At 42.7% G+C, this 18,984-nt stretch carries 16 protein-coding genes; 2 read left to right on the forward strand and 14 right to left on the reverse strand.

Going from position 1 to position 18,984, the window contains the following annotated elements; translation table 11 throughout:
- Positions 1–18 precede the first annotated feature (18 nt).
- From AC25CA_RS09820 to AC25CA_RS09875, 12 genes are all read right to left on the reverse strand, one after another.
- Positions 19–537 carry a type 1 glutamine amidotransferase domain-containing protein gene (locus AC25CA_RS09820; RefSeq protein WP_486813657.1) on the reverse strand — a complete coding sequence of 173 codons (519 nt, stop codon included), beginning with the start codon at positions 535–537 and terminating at the stop codon, positions 19–21.
- 99 nt (positions 538–636) lie between these two features.
- Positions 637–2,061, reverse strand: coding sequence for a carbon starvation CstA family protein (locus tag AC25CA_RS09825; protein WP_486813658.1), 1,425 nt, complete (start codon positions 2,059–2,061; stop codon positions 637–639).
- 134 nt (positions 2,062–2,195) lie between these two features.
- Positions 2,196–2,951: a LytR/AlgR family response regulator transcription factor gene (locus AC25CA_RS09830; RefSeq protein ID WP_486813659.1), complete on the reverse strand. Its 756-nt coding sequence runs from the start codon at positions 2,949–2,951 to the stop codon at positions 2,196–2,198.
- Positions 2,929–4,635 carry a LytS/YhcK type 5TM receptor domain-containing protein gene (locus AC25CA_RS09835; protein ID WP_486813660.1) on the reverse strand — a complete coding sequence of 569 codons (1,707 nt, stop codon included), beginning with the start codon at positions 4,633–4,635 and terminating at the stop codon, positions 2,929–2,931. Before AC25CA_RS09835 ends, AC25CA_RS09830 begins: the two co-directional genes overlap by 23 nt.
- A gap of 52 nt (positions 4,636–4,687) precedes the next feature.
- Positions 4,688–5,230 (reverse strand): GNAT family N-acetyltransferase, encoded by a 543-nt coding sequence (locus AC25CA_RS09840; protein ID WP_486813661.1) that lies wholly within the window; start codon positions 5,228–5,230, stop codon positions 4,688–4,690.
- Complete coding sequence (locus tag AC25CA_RS09845; protein WP_486813662.1) at positions 5,227–5,694, reverse strand: FUSC family protein; 468 nt, start codon at positions 5,692–5,694, stop codon at positions 5,227–5,229. Before AC25CA_RS09845 ends, AC25CA_RS09840 begins: the two co-directional genes overlap by 4 nt.
- 8 nt (positions 5,695–5,702) lie before the next feature.
- A complete protein-coding gene (locus AC25CA_RS09850; protein WP_486813663.1) occupies positions 5,703–6,233 on the reverse strand; it encodes a GNAT family N-acetyltransferase in 531 nt (176 codons plus the stop codon).
- Between the two features lie 169 nt (positions 6,234–6,402).
- Entirely contained in the window at positions 6,403–8,232 is a 1,830-nt protein-coding gene (glmS, locus tag AC25CA_RS09855) for a glutamine--fructose-6-phosphate transaminase (isomerizing) (protein ID WP_486813664.1), read from the reverse strand.
- Positions 8,233–8,552: 320 nt separating this feature from the next.
- Complete coding sequence (gene glmM, locus AC25CA_RS09860) at positions 8,553–9,902, reverse strand: phosphoglucosamine mutase (RefSeq protein ID WP_486813665.1); 1,350 nt, start codon at positions 9,900–9,902, stop codon at positions 8,553–8,555.
- A gap of 4 nt (positions 9,903–9,906) precedes the next feature.
- On the reverse strand, positions 9,907–11,052 hold the full coding sequence (locus AC25CA_RS09865; protein WP_486813666.1) for an MFS transporter: 1,146 nt from the start codon (positions 11,050–11,052) through the stop codon (positions 9,907–9,909).
- Positions 11,036–12,190, reverse strand: coding sequence for an MFS transporter (locus tag AC25CA_RS09870; protein ID WP_486813667.1), 1,155 nt, complete (start codon positions 12,188–12,190; stop codon positions 11,036–11,038). The genes AC25CA_RS09865 and AC25CA_RS09870 overlap by 17 nt, the downstream gene beginning before the upstream one ends.
- A gap of 119 nt (positions 12,191–12,309) precedes the next feature.
- Positions 12,310–13,191, reverse strand: coding sequence for a YitT family protein (locus tag AC25CA_RS09875; protein WP_486813668.1), 882 nt, complete (start codon positions 13,189–13,191; stop codon positions 12,310–12,312).
- Positions 13,192–13,578: 387 nt separating this feature from the next.
- Here AC25CA_RS09875 and AC25CA_RS09880 point away from each other — a divergent pair, with 387 nt between their 5' ends.
- A complete protein-coding gene (locus AC25CA_RS09880) occupies positions 13,579–15,528 on the forward strand; it encodes an NAD(+) synthase (protein WP_486813669.1) in 1,950 nt (649 codons plus the stop codon).
- A gap of 3 nt (positions 15,529–15,531) precedes the next feature.
- Complete coding sequence (locus tag AC25CA_RS09885; protein WP_486813670.1) at positions 15,532–16,200, forward strand: TVP38/TMEM64 family protein; 669 nt, start codon at positions 15,532–15,534, stop codon at positions 16,198–16,200.
- A gap of 61 nt (positions 16,201–16,261) precedes the next feature.
- Here the strand turns inward: AC25CA_RS09885 and AC25CA_RS09890 are convergent, their stop codons facing one another.
- Positions 16,262–17,134: a DegV family protein gene (locus AC25CA_RS09890; RefSeq protein WP_486813671.1), complete on the reverse strand. Its 873-nt coding sequence runs from the start codon at positions 17,132–17,134 to the stop codon at positions 16,262–16,264.
- A 111-nt stretch (positions 17,135–17,245) separates the two neighbouring features.
- Complete coding sequence (gene ptsP / locus AC25CA_RS09895) at positions 17,246–18,964, reverse strand: phosphoenolpyruvate--protein phosphotransferase (RefSeq protein WP_486813672.1); 1,719 nt, start codon at positions 18,962–18,964, stop codon at positions 17,246–17,248.
- Positions 18,965–18,984: the final 20 nt, after the last annotated feature.

Below are 18,984 nucleotides of genomic sequence, written 5' to 3' on the forward strand. Positions count from 1 at the left end.
TTCTTTGTTGTCAAGTGACTATTTTAAATTTTCGATCAATTCCCTGCAGTATTCAGGTAAATCCGGTGGTCTGCGAGACGACACAATATGTCCATCTGTGATGGCCGGTACGTCTTTCCAAATTGCCCCTGCATTCTGCATATCATCCCGTATTCCCGGAGTGCTCGTCACCACTTTTCCCTTTAAAATATCTGCAGAAATCAAGACCCAACCCGCATGGCAAATCTGACCGATTGTTTTTTCTTGCACATCCATTTTTTTTACCAATTCCAAGACTTCTGGAAACCGCCTAAGCTTATCCGGTGCCCATCCGCCCGGTACCAAGATACCATCGTATTCCTTGTCCAGAGCATCAGAAAAAGAGAACTCCGAGATTGCAGGAACCCCATATTTCCCTTTGTACTTGATTCCAGCCCCTTCTCCGACCAATTCTACAATCGCACCCTCTTCTCGCAAACGATAAACCGGCACCCATAATTCCAGGTCCTCAAAATCATGATGCACCAATGCACAAATCCTTTTGCCTTTTAACAACATGAAGATTCTCCTTTTTATTTTTATTATATCATGCAAAAAAAAGGATGGAGCATATAAGATCGCTCCATCCCTTTTAGGTAAACTAGTTTTACACTAATTCTATGCTACTTTTTTATTTTTTGATTCATCATTTTCTGTTTGCGATGCTTTTCCTGCTTTCATCATGAAAAAAACAAATGTTGCAATCGCAACTGCGATCCCTGCGGGAACACCGAAAGACTCAGGTAAGCGTAGACCTTCAGGCGCTACCAAGATATAACTTGTGATAACCGCAGTCATAAAGGTTGCTGGAACTGTTGCAATCCAATGCAATTTCTTCTCTTTCACCAAGAATGCTGCTGATGCCCAAAGCATAATCGTTGCCAAAGTTTGATTTGACCATGCGAAATATCTCCAAAGAATCGAGAAGTCGATAAAGCACAATGCCAAGCCTATTGCAAACAATGGAATCGCTACCTTGAAACGATTTGCAAATGCATCTTGCTTCAATCCTATAGCATCAGCAATTGCCAAACGTGCACTTCTAAAGGCTGTGTCACCCGACGTAATCGGTGCTGCAACAACACCTAAAACTGCCAATACGCCACCTACAGGTCCTAACAATGAACTAGAAATTGTATTTACAACAACCGCTGCAGAACCTGCTTCTTTCAACGCTTCCACAGAACCAAAGAAACTCATAGCTGCGGCAGCCCAAATCAAAGCAATCAAACCCTCTGCAATCATAGCACCATAGAATACACGGCGACCTTGCTTTTCGTTCTTTAAGCAGCGTGCCATAATTGGTGACTGTGTCGCATGAAAACCGCTAATTGCACCACATGCAATGGTGATAAACAAGAATGGGAAGACTGATTTTCCAGCCGGATGCATATTTGTTAATGTGATTTCTGGAATGGTGTATCCCTTTAAGATAATTCCACCGATAATACCAACACCCATAATCAAAAGAGCGGCACCAAAAATCGGATAAATCTTTCCAATTACCTTGTCTACTGGTAAAACAGTCGCTAATAAGTAATATGCAATAATGATTCCTAAGAAGATAAATTTATTGATTCCAGTCATGTTTTGCAAAAGCCCTGCTGGTCCGTTGATAAAAACAACACCAACCAGAATTAAAAGCAAAACTGAAAATACGCGCATCACTTGTTTTGCACTTGTTCCCAAGTAACGACCTACGATTTCGGCAATTGTATCGCCACCATGTCGCATAGAAAGCATCCCTGCGAAATAATCATGAACGGCTCCTGCGAAGATGGACCCCAAGACAATCCATAAAAATGCAATCGGTCCCCAAAGGGCTCCTGCAATGGCGCCAAAGATCGGACCAAGCCCAGCAATGTTCAAGAATTGAATCAAGAACGCTTTTTTCCAACCCATTTCAACGAAGTCTACACCATCTGCTTGCGCAACAGCCGGCGTTTCTCTGTTTTCGTCTGCCCCAAAGACTTTCTCAACAAATTTTCCATAAACCAAATATCCAACCAACAATGCCACTACTGATAATAAAAAAGATACCATTTGTTGTCCTCCTTTTTTTATTGTCCTCAGTTTATCAAGAAACGAGGAAACGGTTTCCCGTTACTGGCTAGAACGACAAAAAAAGAGGGTGAATCGTCGATTCGCCCTCTTCAAATGCATCTGACTGATGCTCATTAAATTTGATAGTGTTCCTTTAAGGCCTTCACCCTTGACCGGCTCACTGGAACCTCTTCGCTTTGTCCTGAAATTTTCAAGACATAGGTATTGTTAAACCAAGGAATCATCTCTTCAACACGAGAAAGATTCACTAAGAAAGATCGATGGCATCGGAAAAAACCGTCTCCATGAAATCGAGCTTCCAATTGTGCCATGGTTGCATGTAATTCATGTCGATGATCCCCTTCAACTAAAAAAACGGTTCCCTCTTCCGCAACGAAGTAAGCAATTTGTTCCAGTGGCATCAAAACAATTCGATCATTGACCCAAACAGAAATACGCTTCACCCGAAATCCGTCACGTCGGAAGGCTTCAATCTGAGCAAATCGTTCCTCGGGTTCCTCTCGACGTCCAACTCGTTCGGGAATCCGATCCATTGCTTTTTTAATTCGCTCTTTCTCAAATGGTTTTAGAACATAATCAATGGCCTGATGTTCAAAGGCTTGCAGGGCATAGTGATCAAAGGCTGTCGCAAACACAATTGACAACTCCGGCTTCCGTTGAATCAATTCTTCGGCTAAACTTAAGCCGTCCAGCTCAGGCATCTCAATATCCAAAAAAACAACATCTGGATCAATGGCCGCAAAATTTTGCAGTGCATCAATTGCATGGCAAAACTGTGCCTCCACCTTTACTCCGTCGATTTGGCTTAAAATATAGCTAAGTTCATTCAAGGACGGTCGTTCATCATCAACCAACATGACTCGTATCACTCGACATCCTCCTCTCTGGGATTTGGAAAGAGATTGCGGTACCTCGCCCCTCTTCACTCGTTATAACCAAGCTTTCACCATAAATACTTTTCAGCCGCTCATTGACATTACGCAGACCAATTCCTCCGCTTTTTTTCTTTTCCAGCAAGTCTTGTTGTTCTTCAACAGGAATACCCACACCATTATCCATCACGGTAAATATAATGTGTTGATCAACCCGGTTGACAGATAACACAACCATGCCACCTTCTTTTTTAAGCAACAAACCATGCTTCACTGCATTTTCAACTAATGGCTGTAAAATCAATGGTGGAATTCTACACTCAAGTCCCTCTTCCACGTCGATCCTCACCTTCAATCGCGACCCAAATCGTGCCGCTTCAATGGAGAGATAGGCTTCCAATGTACGCACCTCTTCACTTAAACTGATAAACGCTTCTTGGTGGCGAAAACTAGACCTCAAGAAATGACTAAGTTCATGCAATAATTTTCGTGCAATCTCCGGGTCAGTTCGCACCAATGACACAATGGTATTCAATGCATTAAATAAAAAATGAGGATGGATTTGCGCCTGAAGTCGTTTCAACTCAGACTCCCTCAGCATCTTCTTTTGGTATTCAATCGCACTTAACTCAATTTGAGAAGAAAATAAGCTTCCTAGCCCTTTCGCCAACACAATATCTGATGGCATAATCCCATTTTCGATCTTTTTATACAATTTTAAGGTTCCAATGATCTGATCCTCTGCCATGATCGGCACAACGATGGCCGACTTGAGCAAACATCCTTTTACCTTACAATCAATGGTTTGACGGTTTTGTGCAACTTCTAATCGACTCGTTTTCAAAACCTTTTTCGTCATTTTCGTTGCAATCTCATTACCAGCAATATGATGATCAGCTCCCACCCCAACATGGGCGAGTACCTCATGCATATTGGTAAATGCAACTGCAGCTACTTGTGTTTTCGCACGAATAATTTCTGCCGCTTCTTCCGCACTCTTTCTGCTAAACCCCTTACGCAATACCGGTAGGGTTTCTGTTGCAATATCCAAGGCCAATTGCGCCTTTAAAGCCCCCGCCTTTTCATGATCATCATAAATTTGCTGAGAAGTCATCATAAACAAAGCAATTCCAACTGCATTTAGAACCGTCATAGGCAAGAAAATAACTTTCACCAAGCGAAGCGCTTCGGGAAAGGGGCGTGCAATCAATAAAATTAAAGCCATCTGTATTGCTTCCACACCCAGTCCTACAAAAAAACCATAAATCCATGGCCGTGTTTTCTTTTCTAACCACGGTTTGGTAAAGCCACCAATTAAGCCGCCCAATATCGTCGAAATTCCGCATGCCACTGCCGTCAATTCACCACCGACAACGAGAAACATTCGATGAAAGCCTGCGATAATTCCAGCGCCAAGTCCTACCCATGGACCTCCAAAAATACCCGCTGCCAAAACAGGAATGGTTCGTGAATTGGCAATGCCGCCTGAAATCGGCGTACCCCAATAGGTCATCAATACGCCCGCCAAACCAAAAGCAACCATAAAAATCAATTTTTCAATGGACCGTGTTTTCTCCTGTAATATGAAATTTTGAAAGAGTTTCGTTTTTGAAAGAATAAAAGCAAATAAAAAAATCAGTCCTAACTTTTCAATCAGTTCTTGACTGAGCAAACCCACCATCACGCCACCACCTCTCTTCATATATATCGAAAAACTTGTCAAATGACAAGTTTTATTTTTCTCGGTATCCTTCACCATATTGAATTAAGTCTGTCATGAGGATCGTTGAAAACGCCTCATATTCCGCCTCGCTTACTATTTCCTCCACCGTCATAATCCGTAAGGGCAATTTTTCCTGTCCAATACGCAAAGGCAGATTAAGATGCAAATATGGATTCAAAACAAATCCTTCTCGTTGGTAAAAACGCAATCTACGAACAGCTATTTCATCTTCTGGCGGATCGATTTCGAGAATCAATCGTCCTGCTTGCTCTTTTAATCGTGACACCACCTCACTCCCGATTCCCTGCCCTTTAGAGGCCTCTCCAATTGCAAGATATTCAGCAAAAGTGAAGTGTGGCAGCTTCCAATAAAAAAGAATACCCGCCACTTGATTGTCTTCTAATATCGCCATACAATGATAGCGGTCATCTTCAAGTGCACGTTTGTGATCTTCGAGTAATCTACGTTCCCCAGAAGGAAAGTTAGATTGATAAATTTCCCAACTCTCTTCCCAATAGCGATCTTCCACTCGCCTTAATCGATGAAATTTCATGATGTCTTTCCCTCCACAATCGGTTTTCTGCTAGGAATCAAACGATTGATTCCCAAGGCAATCACAATGCCAATCAAGGTGTCCATCACTCGATTCGCTGCGTATACAACAGCCGTCACTTCCTTTAAATTCGTTGTAATCGCAATCAATACAATGCAGGCAATAGCCACAGAACTTTGCTTCCCAAAGTAATTACACAAGGCAATAACCACTACAATACCTAAGCCTGTCGCGTACCAAACTGGACCAAATACCAGATAGACACCCAGGCCAATCAAGCCTCCCAAGATGGTTCCAATCATCCGATCACGTCCTACCCGAAAAGAATGCTCCACCGATCGCTGCATACAAATTACTGCAGCAATACAGGCGTAAAACGGATAAGGTCTGTCTAGCAATTGAAACAAAATAATACACAGACTTACCGCTACAGCTGTTTTGATATTTCTTAAACCAATCTTCATAGTTGCCCTCACTTAAGGTGTTTTTCCATAGTCTGAAAAAACACGCCTTTTCCCCAATCTTCAATGCCAACCTTAATAAATCCTGCTCTCTCGAATAATCGAACAGCCGAATAATTATCTACATTCGTTTCTACATAAATACGTTTCAAGTCTCCATACTCCTGTATTTGCATAAGGACTTTGTTCAAAGCATAGGATGCGACACCTTTTCCCTGATAATTTCGATTGCCAATCATAATTCCCAGTTCCGCTTCTTTTTTGATTTCGTCAATGGAAAAAACATTAATATAGCCAATAGGCTGATTGCTTTCATTGGCAATCATAAAGTATTGATATTCCCCAGTCTCATCCGACATAATTTCGTCTTTAAAAAAGCAAGCGAACACTTGACACGACTCCAACAGTTCTTCTCTCCTTGACGGCAATGGTTTTGGATCATACCGATTCAAGTCTTCGTCGATTTGCCATAAAAATAGGGCTTTCGCGTCCGTTTCAATCGCAGATCGTATTATAATCTGTTTTGTCAATGTTGAATTCATATCCCTACCCCTTCCATAAAATCCATTTCCTTGTTCTCCCATAGAATACCACTAAGATCGATTAAAATACCAAAAAACATTGAATCCAATCAAGTTTGCTCTGGATCCAGATCCTTCATGTGAAAAAAGAACGAAAATCTAATATTCATAGATTTTCGTTCTTCCAATTTTATTCAACGGTTACAGATTTTGCCAAGTTCCTCGGCTTATCGACGTCATTCCCTCTTTCAATGGATGTGTAGTATGCAAACAATTGCATGGGAAGCACACTCAAAATTGGCATGAGCGTAGATCTTGTTTTCGGCAATCGAATCACCACATCGGCAATTTCATCCACCTCTTTCGCATCTTCCGCCACGATGGCAACCACATAGGCACCACGCGCCTTGACTTCTTTCATATTCGAAAGTGTCTTCTCGTAAACGTGGCTCTGTGTTGCCAAGCAGAACACCAAGGTTCCTTCTTCTATCAAAGCGATAGTACCATGCTTCATTTCACCCGCCGCAATGGCAAATGAATTGATATAAGAAATTTCCTTCAATTTCAAGGATCCCTCTAAAGCAATATCGGAGTCCATTCCACGTCCAAGGAAAAGAACCTTATCTTTATGAAAATGCTGATTGGCTAAATTTGAAAGATCTTCTTTTGTATTTAAAACCTCTTGAATTTGTTCAGGCAATCGTTTCAAGTCCTCAATCACCGACTGAATTTCTTCTGGATCCATAACACCTTTCAGCTCAGCAAATCGCAGAGCCATCAACTGGAATGCCATCAATTGCGTAGTAAATGCTTTTGTAGATGCCACCGCGATTTCAGGACCCGCCCAAGTATACATGACATCGTCAGATTCCCGCGCAACTGAGCTGCCAACAACATTACATACAGACAAAACACGAGCACCTCGACGTTTTGCTTCCCGCAAGGCCGCCAAGGTATCCAAGGTTTCACCCGATTGACTGCATGCGATAAAGAGCGTATGTTCATTCACAAAAAGGTCGCGATAGCGAAACTCGCTGGCAACATCAACCGTTACCGGAATCTTTGCGTAGCGTTCGATCAAGCCTTTGCCGATCAAACCTGCATGATAAGCTGTGCCGCAGGCAACAATTACAACTTCCTTGATTTGTTTAAAATCCTCAGCTGTCATCGTCAAGCCTTCCAAGTGAAGACTTCCATCTGCCGACAAGCGCTGTGTCAGCGTTTCTCTCACACCGGTTGGTTGCTCTTCAATTTCTTTCAACATAAAATGCGGATAGCCTTCCTTTTCAGCGGAAGCCAAATCCCAATTCACATGAAAAATTTCTCGATCAACTGGACGGTCAAACTCATCAACGATTGAAATTCCATCACGTTTCAGATCGACCAACTCTCCATTTTCCAAGAAGTACACATCACGTGTATACTTCAAAATAGCCGGAATATCAGAAGCGATAAAGTTCTCATCGACTCCCTTTCCAACGATCAACGGGCTGTCTTTTCGTACCGCAATCAAACGATTTGGTTCCTTTTGGCTCATCACTGCAATGGCATAGGCCCCTTGCAGGCGTTCCATGGCCTTTTGAACCGCGCATTTTAAATCATCGTCATAATAATGCGCAATTAAATGCGCAATTACTTCAGAATCTGTTTCCGATCGAAATTCGATCTTGTGGGTTTCTTGGAGCCACTTCTTGATGTCCATGTAATTCTCAATGATCCCGTTGTGAACAACGGCGATCTCCTGGGTTTCACTGGTATGGGGATGTGAGTTTTGATCCGATGGCGCACCATGTGTCGCCCACCTTGTATGTCCAATTCCCATTTGCCCCTGGATCGGTGAATGCTCAATCACACCGGCAAGATTTGCAAGGCGACCGGCACGTTTCTCCACTTGTATGTGTTGATTCGCGAAGATCGCTACCCCGGCTGAGTCATATCCCCGATATTCCAATCGGCTTAGCCCTTCCAATAAAACCTCTGTTGCTTGCTTATTTCCAATATACCCTACGATTCCGCACATTTTGTATTTTCCTCCAGTCCAAAATTTTGTGGGCCGGACAGCTGTCTTTTTTCCCTGCTATTGTCCCCAGGGTCACCCCTGATATTTGTCGCAGTTCTATAGATGAAAAAACAGAAAACACCCCGAGGTACCCGCCGAAATTCGAATGTCCTCGTCCTCGTCAACATCAAATGATGTTCAGGCGCTTTGTTGGCGTGTGCTTGTAATCTACTTTATAAATCCCTCCCCACCTAATGAATTCGGTCTCTTACACTGTTCAAATTGACCCTCTTTGCTCTACATATAAAAAAATGGAGATCCGAAGACCTCCATCTATTGTACTATTTTCCTAGGCGTGTTTCAATGAGTTTTACTAGATCCGCCGCCATTTTTCGCATTTCTATCTCATCTTTACCTTCTAGCATGACACGAACCAAAGGTTCCGTACCCGATGGCCGAATAACAACGCGTCCTTCTCCATGGAAATGCGCTTCAATCTCAGCAATACGCTTGGCAACTTCCTCATCTTCCATATATGCGTGCTTATTCTGATTGCTAACAATCGCATTTAAAAGTACCTGTGGGTACTTGGTTAAAGAATTCGCCAATTCGGAAGCGGTTAAGCCGGATTTCACAATCGCTTCCGAAAGCTTTATCGCTGACAACAAGCCGTCACCCGTTGTATTATGCTCAAGGAAGATAATGTGACCAGACTGCTCACCACCCAATGCATAGTCACCAGCTCGCATGGCTTCTAGTACATATCGATCCCCAACCTTGGTCTGAACAAAATCAATTCCCTCAGCATCCAAGAAGTGGTTTAAGCCCAAATTCGCCATAATCGTGCCCACTACCATATTGTTCTTCAACTTGCCCTGTTCTTTCAATGAACGCGCGCAAATTGCTAAAACGTGATCCCCGTCAATTAAATTTCCATGTTCATCAACACCCATTAATCGATCGGCGTCTCCATCAAAAGCAAGTCCGAAATCCGCACCTGATTCCAATACCAGCTCTTGCAAGCCATCAGGATGGGTTGATCCACACTCCACATTGATATTCAATCCGTTTGGTGAGTGATTGATCACAATCGCCTCTGCACCCAATCTTTCAAAGATTGCTGGAGCGGCTTGATAGCTTGCGCCATTTCCACAATCCAAAACGACTTTAACACCCTTTAAGGAAATGTCCGATGCATTTTCCAAGAAGTCCAGGTACTCACCCACGCCATTACGAACCGCAATGCGTTGTCCCACATCTCGTCCAATTGGTCGATAGCTAATTCCCTCTTCACTTGCAATAATCGCCTCAATCTCATCTTCCATTTCATCGGTAAGTTTGAATCCGTTGCGGTTGAAAAATTTAATTCCGTTAAATTCAACCGGATTATGAGAAGCTGAAATCACAACACCTGCATCCGCTTCATATTCTCGTGTTAAAAATGCAACGGCAGGTGTTGGTACCACGCCTACACACAAGGCATCAGAACCAACTGAACAGATCCCCGCAACAAGTGCTGCTTCCAATAAATCACAGGAGCGACGCGTGTCCATCCCAACAATGACTTTCCCTTGTTTTACACCCTTTGTAATCACATAGGTCGCAACTCGGCCCAATTGAAAAGCCAATTCCGGTGTCAGCTCAGAATTTGCCACACCACGCACACCATCTGTTCCAAATAATCTTGCCATCTTGTTAGTTCCTCCTTGGAGTCTTAATTAGTTTTATTAGTATTCCCAGCGATAAAACCAGGAAAAACGGTATCAACCAAAATCCAACAGCAGCACCGCTGCGCTGAGTGATGGTCCCCACAAGAAATTCTCCTGCCATCCGCACAATAGCAGCCACCATATTCACAGCTCCTATGACACGCATGGAGTTATCTGGATATTGTTCATTCATCACCAACATTAAGGTCGGAATGCAGATCGAAGCAAATAAACCTGAAAAAGCAATCATAAATGCACTGATCGCAGGAATCAAAAGACCAATAGCGATACTGGTGATCATTAGCCCCATAAACAAGGCAGCAATCTTTTTATAAGAAAATCGATCAATAAAAACACTTCCACCAAGTCGCCCGATTGTTAAAAAGACAAAGAACAAGGCTGCCATCTTTGACGCACTTCCTTGAGGCATAGACAAAGCGAATTTCATATAGTTTGGAAACCAATTGATTAGCGCCAATTCCGCCGTTAAATAAAAGCCGAATACCCCAGCCAACATCCAAAAATTCATTTCTTTCCAAAATCCACGACCAGCATTTGCTTGCCTTGCCGCATGATCTGAAACAGGAAATTTGGTTACTGTTAAAAAAAGAACCGCCACTCCAATAATCATTCCAATCATAAGATAGGCGCTTTGCCAGCCGCTTTTCGGGATCAGATCGCCCATCCAGAGAAGCGCGATACTCGCCCCCACTCCATAGGCAAAATGAATAATCGACATGGCTCGACCTGGCCGCTTTAACCCCAGAGCTGGAACTGCTGTATTGACCGCGACAGCAATGGAAGAAGCCCCCAAGCCAGTGAAGGCATAAAATACAACAAACATAAGTGGGCTTGATACCCACTGCAAGCCTAAAATTGCAACCCCGTAAAAACCAAGACTAAGAATTGCTAATCCTTTATTTCCAATTCGTGCGCAAAGTTCACCGGCTACCAAACTGGATACCAACATCACAGCGCTTAATAGTCCATTCACCCCACCCATAAATGTATCACTTAAAGCAAAGGTTAACTTGAATTGCGGAAGAAAAACACCCCTTGTCCCATTTACAAAGGAATGAACAAAGAATGCAAATGTAATGGCAATAAATGCCAATTTAGTCGATTTTTTCATAAATAATACCTTTCTGCACCAGAGTAAAGACACTTAAGCAAATGGCCAGAGAGAAGGGAATAACAAACATGGCCACTTGAATGCCGAAGCTGTCACTGATCCGGCCGAGAGCCAAATGCATAACGAAAACGATGGAACCCGATAATCCAGTAATCAAACCGACTGCTCTTTGGGTTTGATTTTTAATCTTATAGCTGATGGTTACCAGCATGGTCGGATAATTAATAGAGAAAAACAATCCAGACAGAGGTAAGAGCCACACGCCGTTTTTGCCAAGCAACAAACCCGCTGTTACCATGATGATTACGATAATTTGGGTAACCTGAACCATATGAAACTGATTGAAACGTTCCAAAAAACGACTCCCAATAATACGGCCGATGGAAACACTAATTAAAAATCCAGCAGCCAATAAAGAAGCAATTCCTGTATCCATTTGATAAGCTTGATGGTAATAGTAAATACTCCAAGAAATAAGTCCTGCTTCTGCCGACACAAAGAATCCAAATATTACAATATATGCATAAATAATCGGCTGCCGTAAAAGGCCCGGTCCTTTTTCTACGCCCTTGCTGATCGGGATCTCTGGATATTCGCTTTTCTGATTCACCAATATTCCAACTACGAGTAGTAGTGCGATTGCATAGTAAGGTGTTTTCCAATAAACACCAGTTCCTAAGACCCAGCCAAAAACAACGGTACAGGTTGAAGCAACAATCCCATACATGCAATGCGTCCAATTCATATAGTAAGCATGATTGGCTATGGGGAGCTGCGGAATAATGGTGTTGATGGCATAAAGGACCAATGCACAGCCTATGCTGAGAAAGGTGTAAAAAGCGAGTACCATTGTGAAACTAGAGGCAAACCGCAACAAAACAATTGATAAGATTTGAATGGAAAATCCCATTCGAATTAAAAATCGATATCCCTTGCGCTCTGCAATAATTGCCGCTGAAAGCATTGCGATTAAAAAAGACAGACTGGCTAAGGAGCTAATCAACCCCAATTGGGTATCCGTCACCTGGTATTGTGCTTTTATAAAAGGCAAAAACACACCACGGGTACTGTCCGGCACCGCAAATAAACACATGAATAGAAAACTTAAGTAAATTAATCGTCGCTCCCGTTGTCCCATATTATCCTCCTACAACAGTTGAATTATAGCACAAGCAGCATAAAAAATCACCCGGCAAATACCGGGTGATCCCATAAATTTACAAGCATAGATGCAATTTTGCAAGATCTTGCATTTTTTTAGATCCACTGTCTTTCAAAACCATTGCCATCCACTTCCGTCGCCTCAGTAACAGCCATAAAAGCATTTTCATCTTTTTGCCTGACAATTTCACGCAAGGTGCACATTTGAGCACTGGATACAGTCGTGTAGATCACGGTTTTTTCTTCTCGTGAATATCCGCCATTTCCTTTCAAAAATGTCATCCCCCGATTCAGCTTAAGTTGAATCGACTGAGCAATGGCATCTGTTTCATCCGAAATGATCATTACGGTCTTCTCTCGATTGGTCCCCTTCCGTACGCGGTCCATCACTTGATAGGAAATAAACAAGGCAACCAAGGTATACATAGCCGAACGAAGATCAAATATAAACGTTGAAATGAGGATCAGAATCCCATTCAAGCCCATTAAGACTGTTCCGATTTCTATATTTCGCTTTTTCTTAATCATAGCGGCAATGATATCAAATCCACCTTGACTCATCTTATGTCGAAAAAGCAAACCCATTCCGATTCCATTAATCGCTCCACCAATAATTGCCATCAGCAAGGGGTCTTCAATCTGCACCGCACCCCGCAGTGGATTGGTCAAACTCAATAGCAAAGAAAATAAAGTGACTGAAATGATTGTGTTCCGGATGAATTCTCCGTCGATCTTCCTCGCACCGATCAAGAATAAGGGAAGATTCAAAACAAAGACCGTGATTGCAGTCGGTATATCAAATAAATACTCCATTAAGATGGAGATACCGCTCAATCCACCGCTTAAGAAATGATTTGGAATATAAAACATATTAAAAGCAATGGCACAAATTAGATTTGCACTCACTTGAATACCTACTTGAACGAGCACGGGTGGAATCGTAATTTTCTTATGAATAAGTTGCTTGGTAGCAATCATATTTTCTCCTTCTTTCTTGTTTTTCATACTCATTATACAAGCTTCACTAACAATTTCAACCGGTTATTTTCGAGAGATTGTCTTGCAAGACTCGGAGAAAATCTTGCAAATTTATGTAGGTCCTGACAATCGTTTTCCTATGGCTTTTCATCCCAATTCCAGAGAATCCTTCAAGAAAAAGAAGAGAAGTCTTTTAAATTGTTACGAAATATTCATAGACGGCACTCGAATTCGGAATATTTCTTGCATTTTTGCGGTGATTTTGCATGAAATGAAATTCTTCTTGCATTTTAGCTCTATTTCTCCCATTTTCTCTTTGAACTAGCTGTATTTTTCTTGATTCCTTGATATAATCAGGAAAGAAGACTTAGGAAAGAAGGGAAAATAATGAATCAATATGGTTACATCAAAACTGCTGTCTCCTCGCCGAAGTTGCGAGTGGCTGACCCCTATTATAATGCTGAAGAAATAATCTCTTGCGCGAAAGAAGCGGGAAAAAATCAAGCGCAAATCCTTGTGTTTCCCGAATTGTCCATTACGGGCTATACTTGCGGTGACCTCTTTCATCAAGACCCTTTGCTAGACGCTGCTCTACAAGCGCTTCAGCGAATTCGAACAGCATCTGAAGATTTGGATACGATTCTAATTGTTGGCATCCCCTTGCGCATCAAAAATGAATTGTACAATTGTGGTGCCGTCCTTCAACATGGACGCCTCTTGGGCATTGTTCCCAAAATCCATTTGCCAAACTATCGTGAGTTTTATGAAAAACGATGGTTTCATAGTGGATCAAAGTTACTAGACCGGGTCACATCGATCCCCTTGTTCGGTGAGGACGTACCTTTCGGTTCACTCCTCTTCCATTCCCCAGACTTGCACTTTACCCTAGGTTTGGAGATCTGTGAGGATCTTTGGTCACCCACGTCTCCAAGTATCCAGCACGCACTGAATGGCGCACAAATTATCGCAAACCTCTCGGCAAGCAACGGCCTTGTAGCCAAAACAGAAGACCGACATCAACTTGTCAGCCAGCAAAGCGACAAGCTGGCCTGTGCCTACCTATACGCTTCTGCTGGTGTACATGAATCCACTACTGATTTGGTCTTTGACGGTGATTTAATGATTTATGAAAACGGCACACAAATCAAAGAAGGGAAGCGATTTTGTCGAACTAGCCAGATCATCTATGGTGATATCGACCTGCAGCGACTAAATGCAGAGCGTAAGATAAACAACACCTTCTCCGATGCCGAAACAGCAGACACTCACTATCAGTTTGTTGAATTAAAAGCCTTCAAGCGTCGTTCTACAACCCTGGATCGGGTAATCGAACCCAATCCATTTATTCCAAACAATCCAGCCGTCGTTAAAAGACGCTGCGAAGAAATTTTCCAAATCCAAGCGGCAGGACTTGCCAAACGCATGGAACATACGAGATTGGGTAAAATCGTCGTCGGCATATCCGGTGGACTTGACTCAACCCTAGCCATACTGGTTGCCGCAGAAGCCTTTGATCTGCTGAATATCCCAAGAGAAAACATTATAGCTGTAACCATGCCAGGCTTTGGCACATCGACAGATACACATGCCAATGCCCACACCCTGATGAGTGAGTTGGGTGTTACCGCCAGAGAGATATCCATTAAGGCAGCAACAGAACAGCACTTAAAGGATATCGGTCATTCCCTAGACGCTCGAGATGTCACCTACGAAAATGCCCAAGCACGGGAACGTACACAGATATTAATGGACCTATCCAACCAACAGGGCGCCCTGGTACTTGGCACTGGCGACCTATCCGAAGTGGCTCTGGGATGGAGCACCTACAACGGTGACCATATGTCCATGTACAACGTCAATGCCAGCATTCCTAAGACACTCGTCAAGTTTCTGGTCAACTGGTGTGCAGAAAAAACAGATAACCCAGCTGAGGCCATCGTATTGAAAGCCATTGTCGACACACCGATCAGCCCAGAACTTCTACCTCCTGATGAAAATGATAAAATTGCCCAAAAGACAGAAAGTCTGATTGGCCCCTACGAGCTTCATGACTTCTTTTTGTTCTATGTAATGAAATACGGCACCCACCCTGGCAAGCTTCTTTATATGGCCGACAAAGCGTATGCCGGTAAGTATTCGAAAAAAGAGATTCTTCATTGGATGAAAGCCTTCTATCGCCGCTTCTTTATGGCACAGTACAAGCGGTCTTGCATGCCAGACGGCCCAAAGGTTGGAACCGTCAGCCTATCTCCTCGTGGAGATTGGAGGATGCCTAGCGATGCCAGTGGACGGGTATGGCTGGAGATTTGCGACGCGCTGGAAGCTGGCCTGGAGTAGAAGATGAAGCTGCCTAAAAAAAAATCGACCCTTGTTTTTGCCATCATTGGGGCAATCCTAGGCTTGATTCTAATCATGAATTTCTTTTTGTTCCGAGGCATCCGCACCGAGGACATTCAACGCATGCTTGCTGAATTTGGCCCGTGGGCGCCGGTGGTTTATTTGATCCTTTTCACCATCGTCCCCCTCACCTTTTTCCCAGATTCTATTCTAGCCATGGCTGGCGGTATTGCATTTGGTGTGAAAAACGGATTTATTTTAGCCCTTGCCGGAGCTATTTTAGGATCCAGTCTGGCCTTCTTTTTAACACGGACCTTTGGCCGAAAATATCTGAAAAAATATTTGGAGAAAAAAGAGGGTGTCCACACCCTATCCAAACAAATCGAAAGAAAGGGATTTCTTGTCATCCTACTGCTGCGCTTGACACCCATTCCCTTTGACATCATCAGTTACGCTGCCGGTCTTTCCAGCGTCCAGTATCGCGATTTCTTGTTAGCTACCGTTTTGGGCGCTATTCCAGCCATGTTTTCTTATGTCAATTTTGGCGATAAGATCACCGCTATCGGCAGTCAGGACTTCTACTTGTCGATTGGACTACTACTCTTACTTTTACTGATTGGTATTGTCATTCGCCATAAAGTGAATTTTGATGAAATAGGAAATCGAAAGTAAAAATATAAATAGAGCGTATCGTCGATGACGATACGCTCTATTTTCTCTTCATGCAATGCTTCTATCGAAAGTATGGATCTTCTATATCTAAAAAGAACATAGAATGCAATTGATTGCCCGTATGGGCACCTATCACAACGCCCAACTCTCTTGCGGCCAATATTGTTCCCTCATATTTTTCTTTAGCCATTTTCTGCATCTTTTCAGATTCTTCTTTTACATCCGGGGAGTAAACAAAAGCAAATTCTCTATTCGCATGCCCAGCTCCATTGGCACTACAAGTTTCAATTAACTTCTTCAGTAATTTTTTTCGACCACGTACTTGGTCGATCTTCTCTAATTTGCCATCCTTCGTCATATGAAGAATTGGAATCACATTTAACATCGTTCCTACAACTGCCGATGCCTTGCTTAATCGACCGCCACGACAAAGATAATCTAAATTTCCTACGCTAAATATATGTTGTATATGGTCAACATAAAAGTGAACCGCTTCTTCCACCTCGGACTTACTTGCACCCTTTTCCATCAGTTGAATCGCTTTCATCACAATCATGCCTTGACCCAGTGTCGCAGATTTCGAGTCGATAATCGTCAGATCAAAGTCCGGATAGTCCTCCCTGATCTGCTCAGCAACCATAACAGCGGTCTGATAAGTTCCTGAAAGTCCTGACGAAAAAGCAATGTAAATGATTGGTTGGCCAACTTTCGCAAATTCTCGAAAGTAAGCATCAAATTCGTGTATCGGTATTTGAGCGGTCTTAGCAACTTCTCCCGCAGCTAGACTCTGATAGAACTCATCAAGGTCAACCGTACGATCTGCATGCTCATTCCCTCTCCAGTTTACCATCAAGGGCAGTACGGTTACCTCATGTTCACTAATAAACGATTCCGGTAAATCTGCTGCACTATCTGTAATAATTCGATATGACATATTCGCACTCCTTTCAATATATTCTTCTTCATTATACCTGATTTTCCTAAATCTTGTATTAACAAAGAATAAAATTTTCTTATAAAAAAAGATGCCCGATTGGGCATCCTCTTAATTTTCTAGTTGAACAATATTTGCAAGGTAAGCTTCAACCTCGGAAGCAGTCGGCAAATTCATCGCCGTTTCTGCAACAACCTTCATCTCTTTCTGGCTCAATTGCGCAATAATCCAACGCGCATTCAAAACAGAAATCGGGCTCATGGAGAACTCGTCAAGTCCCATGCCCAAAAGCACCGGAATCAATCGTGGATCTCCTGCTACCTCACCACACATACCAACCCAAATTCCTTCTTTGTGTCCAGCTTGGATCACCATGTTCACCAAACGCAACAAAGCAGGATGACAAGGATTGTAAAGATGTGCAATTTTTTCATTCATGCGATCTACCGCTGTTGTGTATTGGATCAAATCATTGGTTCCAATACTAAAGAAATCAACTTCCTTGGCAAGAAGATCCGCAATAACTGCAGTCGCCGGAATCTCAACCATGATTCCGATTTCCATCTTCTCATCAAATTCGATTCCTTCTTCTCGAAGTTTTACTCTTTCTTCCTCAACAATTGCTTTTGCATCTCGCAATTCTTCCACACTTGAAATCATCGGGAACATAACCTTCAGATTTCCAAATGCACTTGCCCGTAATAATGCACGAAGTTGCGTTCTAAAAATATCATCACGATCCAGGCACAAGCGAATTGCTCTATAGCCCAAGAAGGGATTCATTTCTTCTGGCAACGGTAAATAATCAAGCTTTTTATCTCCACCAATGTCCAGTGTACGAATAACAACCGGCTTGCCCTCTAGCCCAGCAACAACTTTCTTATAGGCCTCGAATTGTTCCTCTTCCGTTGGAAGACTGTCTCGATCCATATATAAAAATTCGCTTCGGTAAAGGCCAACACCTTCCGCATCATTTCGTAAAACCGAATCCAAATCTTCTGGCGTGCCAATATTGGCTGCCAATTCAACATGAACACCATCTTTGGAAACACTTTCCTGACCAATCAAAGTTGAAAGGCGAGTTCGGAATGCGTCATACTTGACTCGTTCTGCATTAAATTCTGCAATTTTTTCTTCGTTCGGATTAACAAAGATCACACCTTCGTCGCCGTTAAAAGCAATTACATCGCCAGTAACAACTTGTGACAATACATTTCCTGTCCCTACAACCGCTGGAATTTCCAAGGTTCGCGCCATGATCGCAGAGTGTGACGTACGTCCGCCAATCTCCGTTACAAAACCCAATACCATTTCCTTATCCATTGCCGCTGTATCCGACGGTGTTAAATCATTCGCAACAACAACCACTTTGCTATCAAGATTTGAAAAATCGACCATGTCGATCCCCAATAAATTCTTGGTCACTCGGCCTGCTACGTCCTTCAAATCTGCCGCACGCTCTTTCAGGTATTCATCTTCCATCATTGCAAACATTTGAATAAATGGTGCAACGACCTGCTCAATTGCGTATTCAGCATTAATTTTTTCATTGTTGATCTTATTCTCAACTTGACCAAATACTTCTGGATCATCCAAAACCATTTGGTGAGCTTCGAAGATTTTTGCTTCTTCTTCACCCATTTTTACCAAGGCAATGTCATATAATGCTTGAATTTGAGTACGGCTCTTTTCAATCGCTGATCGCAAGTTCGAAATTTCTGTTTCGGAACTCTCAATCGTTTTCTTTGCGATTTCAATTTCTTCCTCTTTTTTAACAAGCACCTTCCCTACAACAATACCAGGAGATGCTCCAATCCCTTTAACCATCATTGTCCCCCTGAGTAAAACCT

The sequence above is a fragment of the Gottschalkiaceae bacterium SANA genome, assembly GCA_036323355.1.
GTDB lineage: Bacteria > Bacillota > Clostridia > Tissierellales > GPF-1 > GPF-1.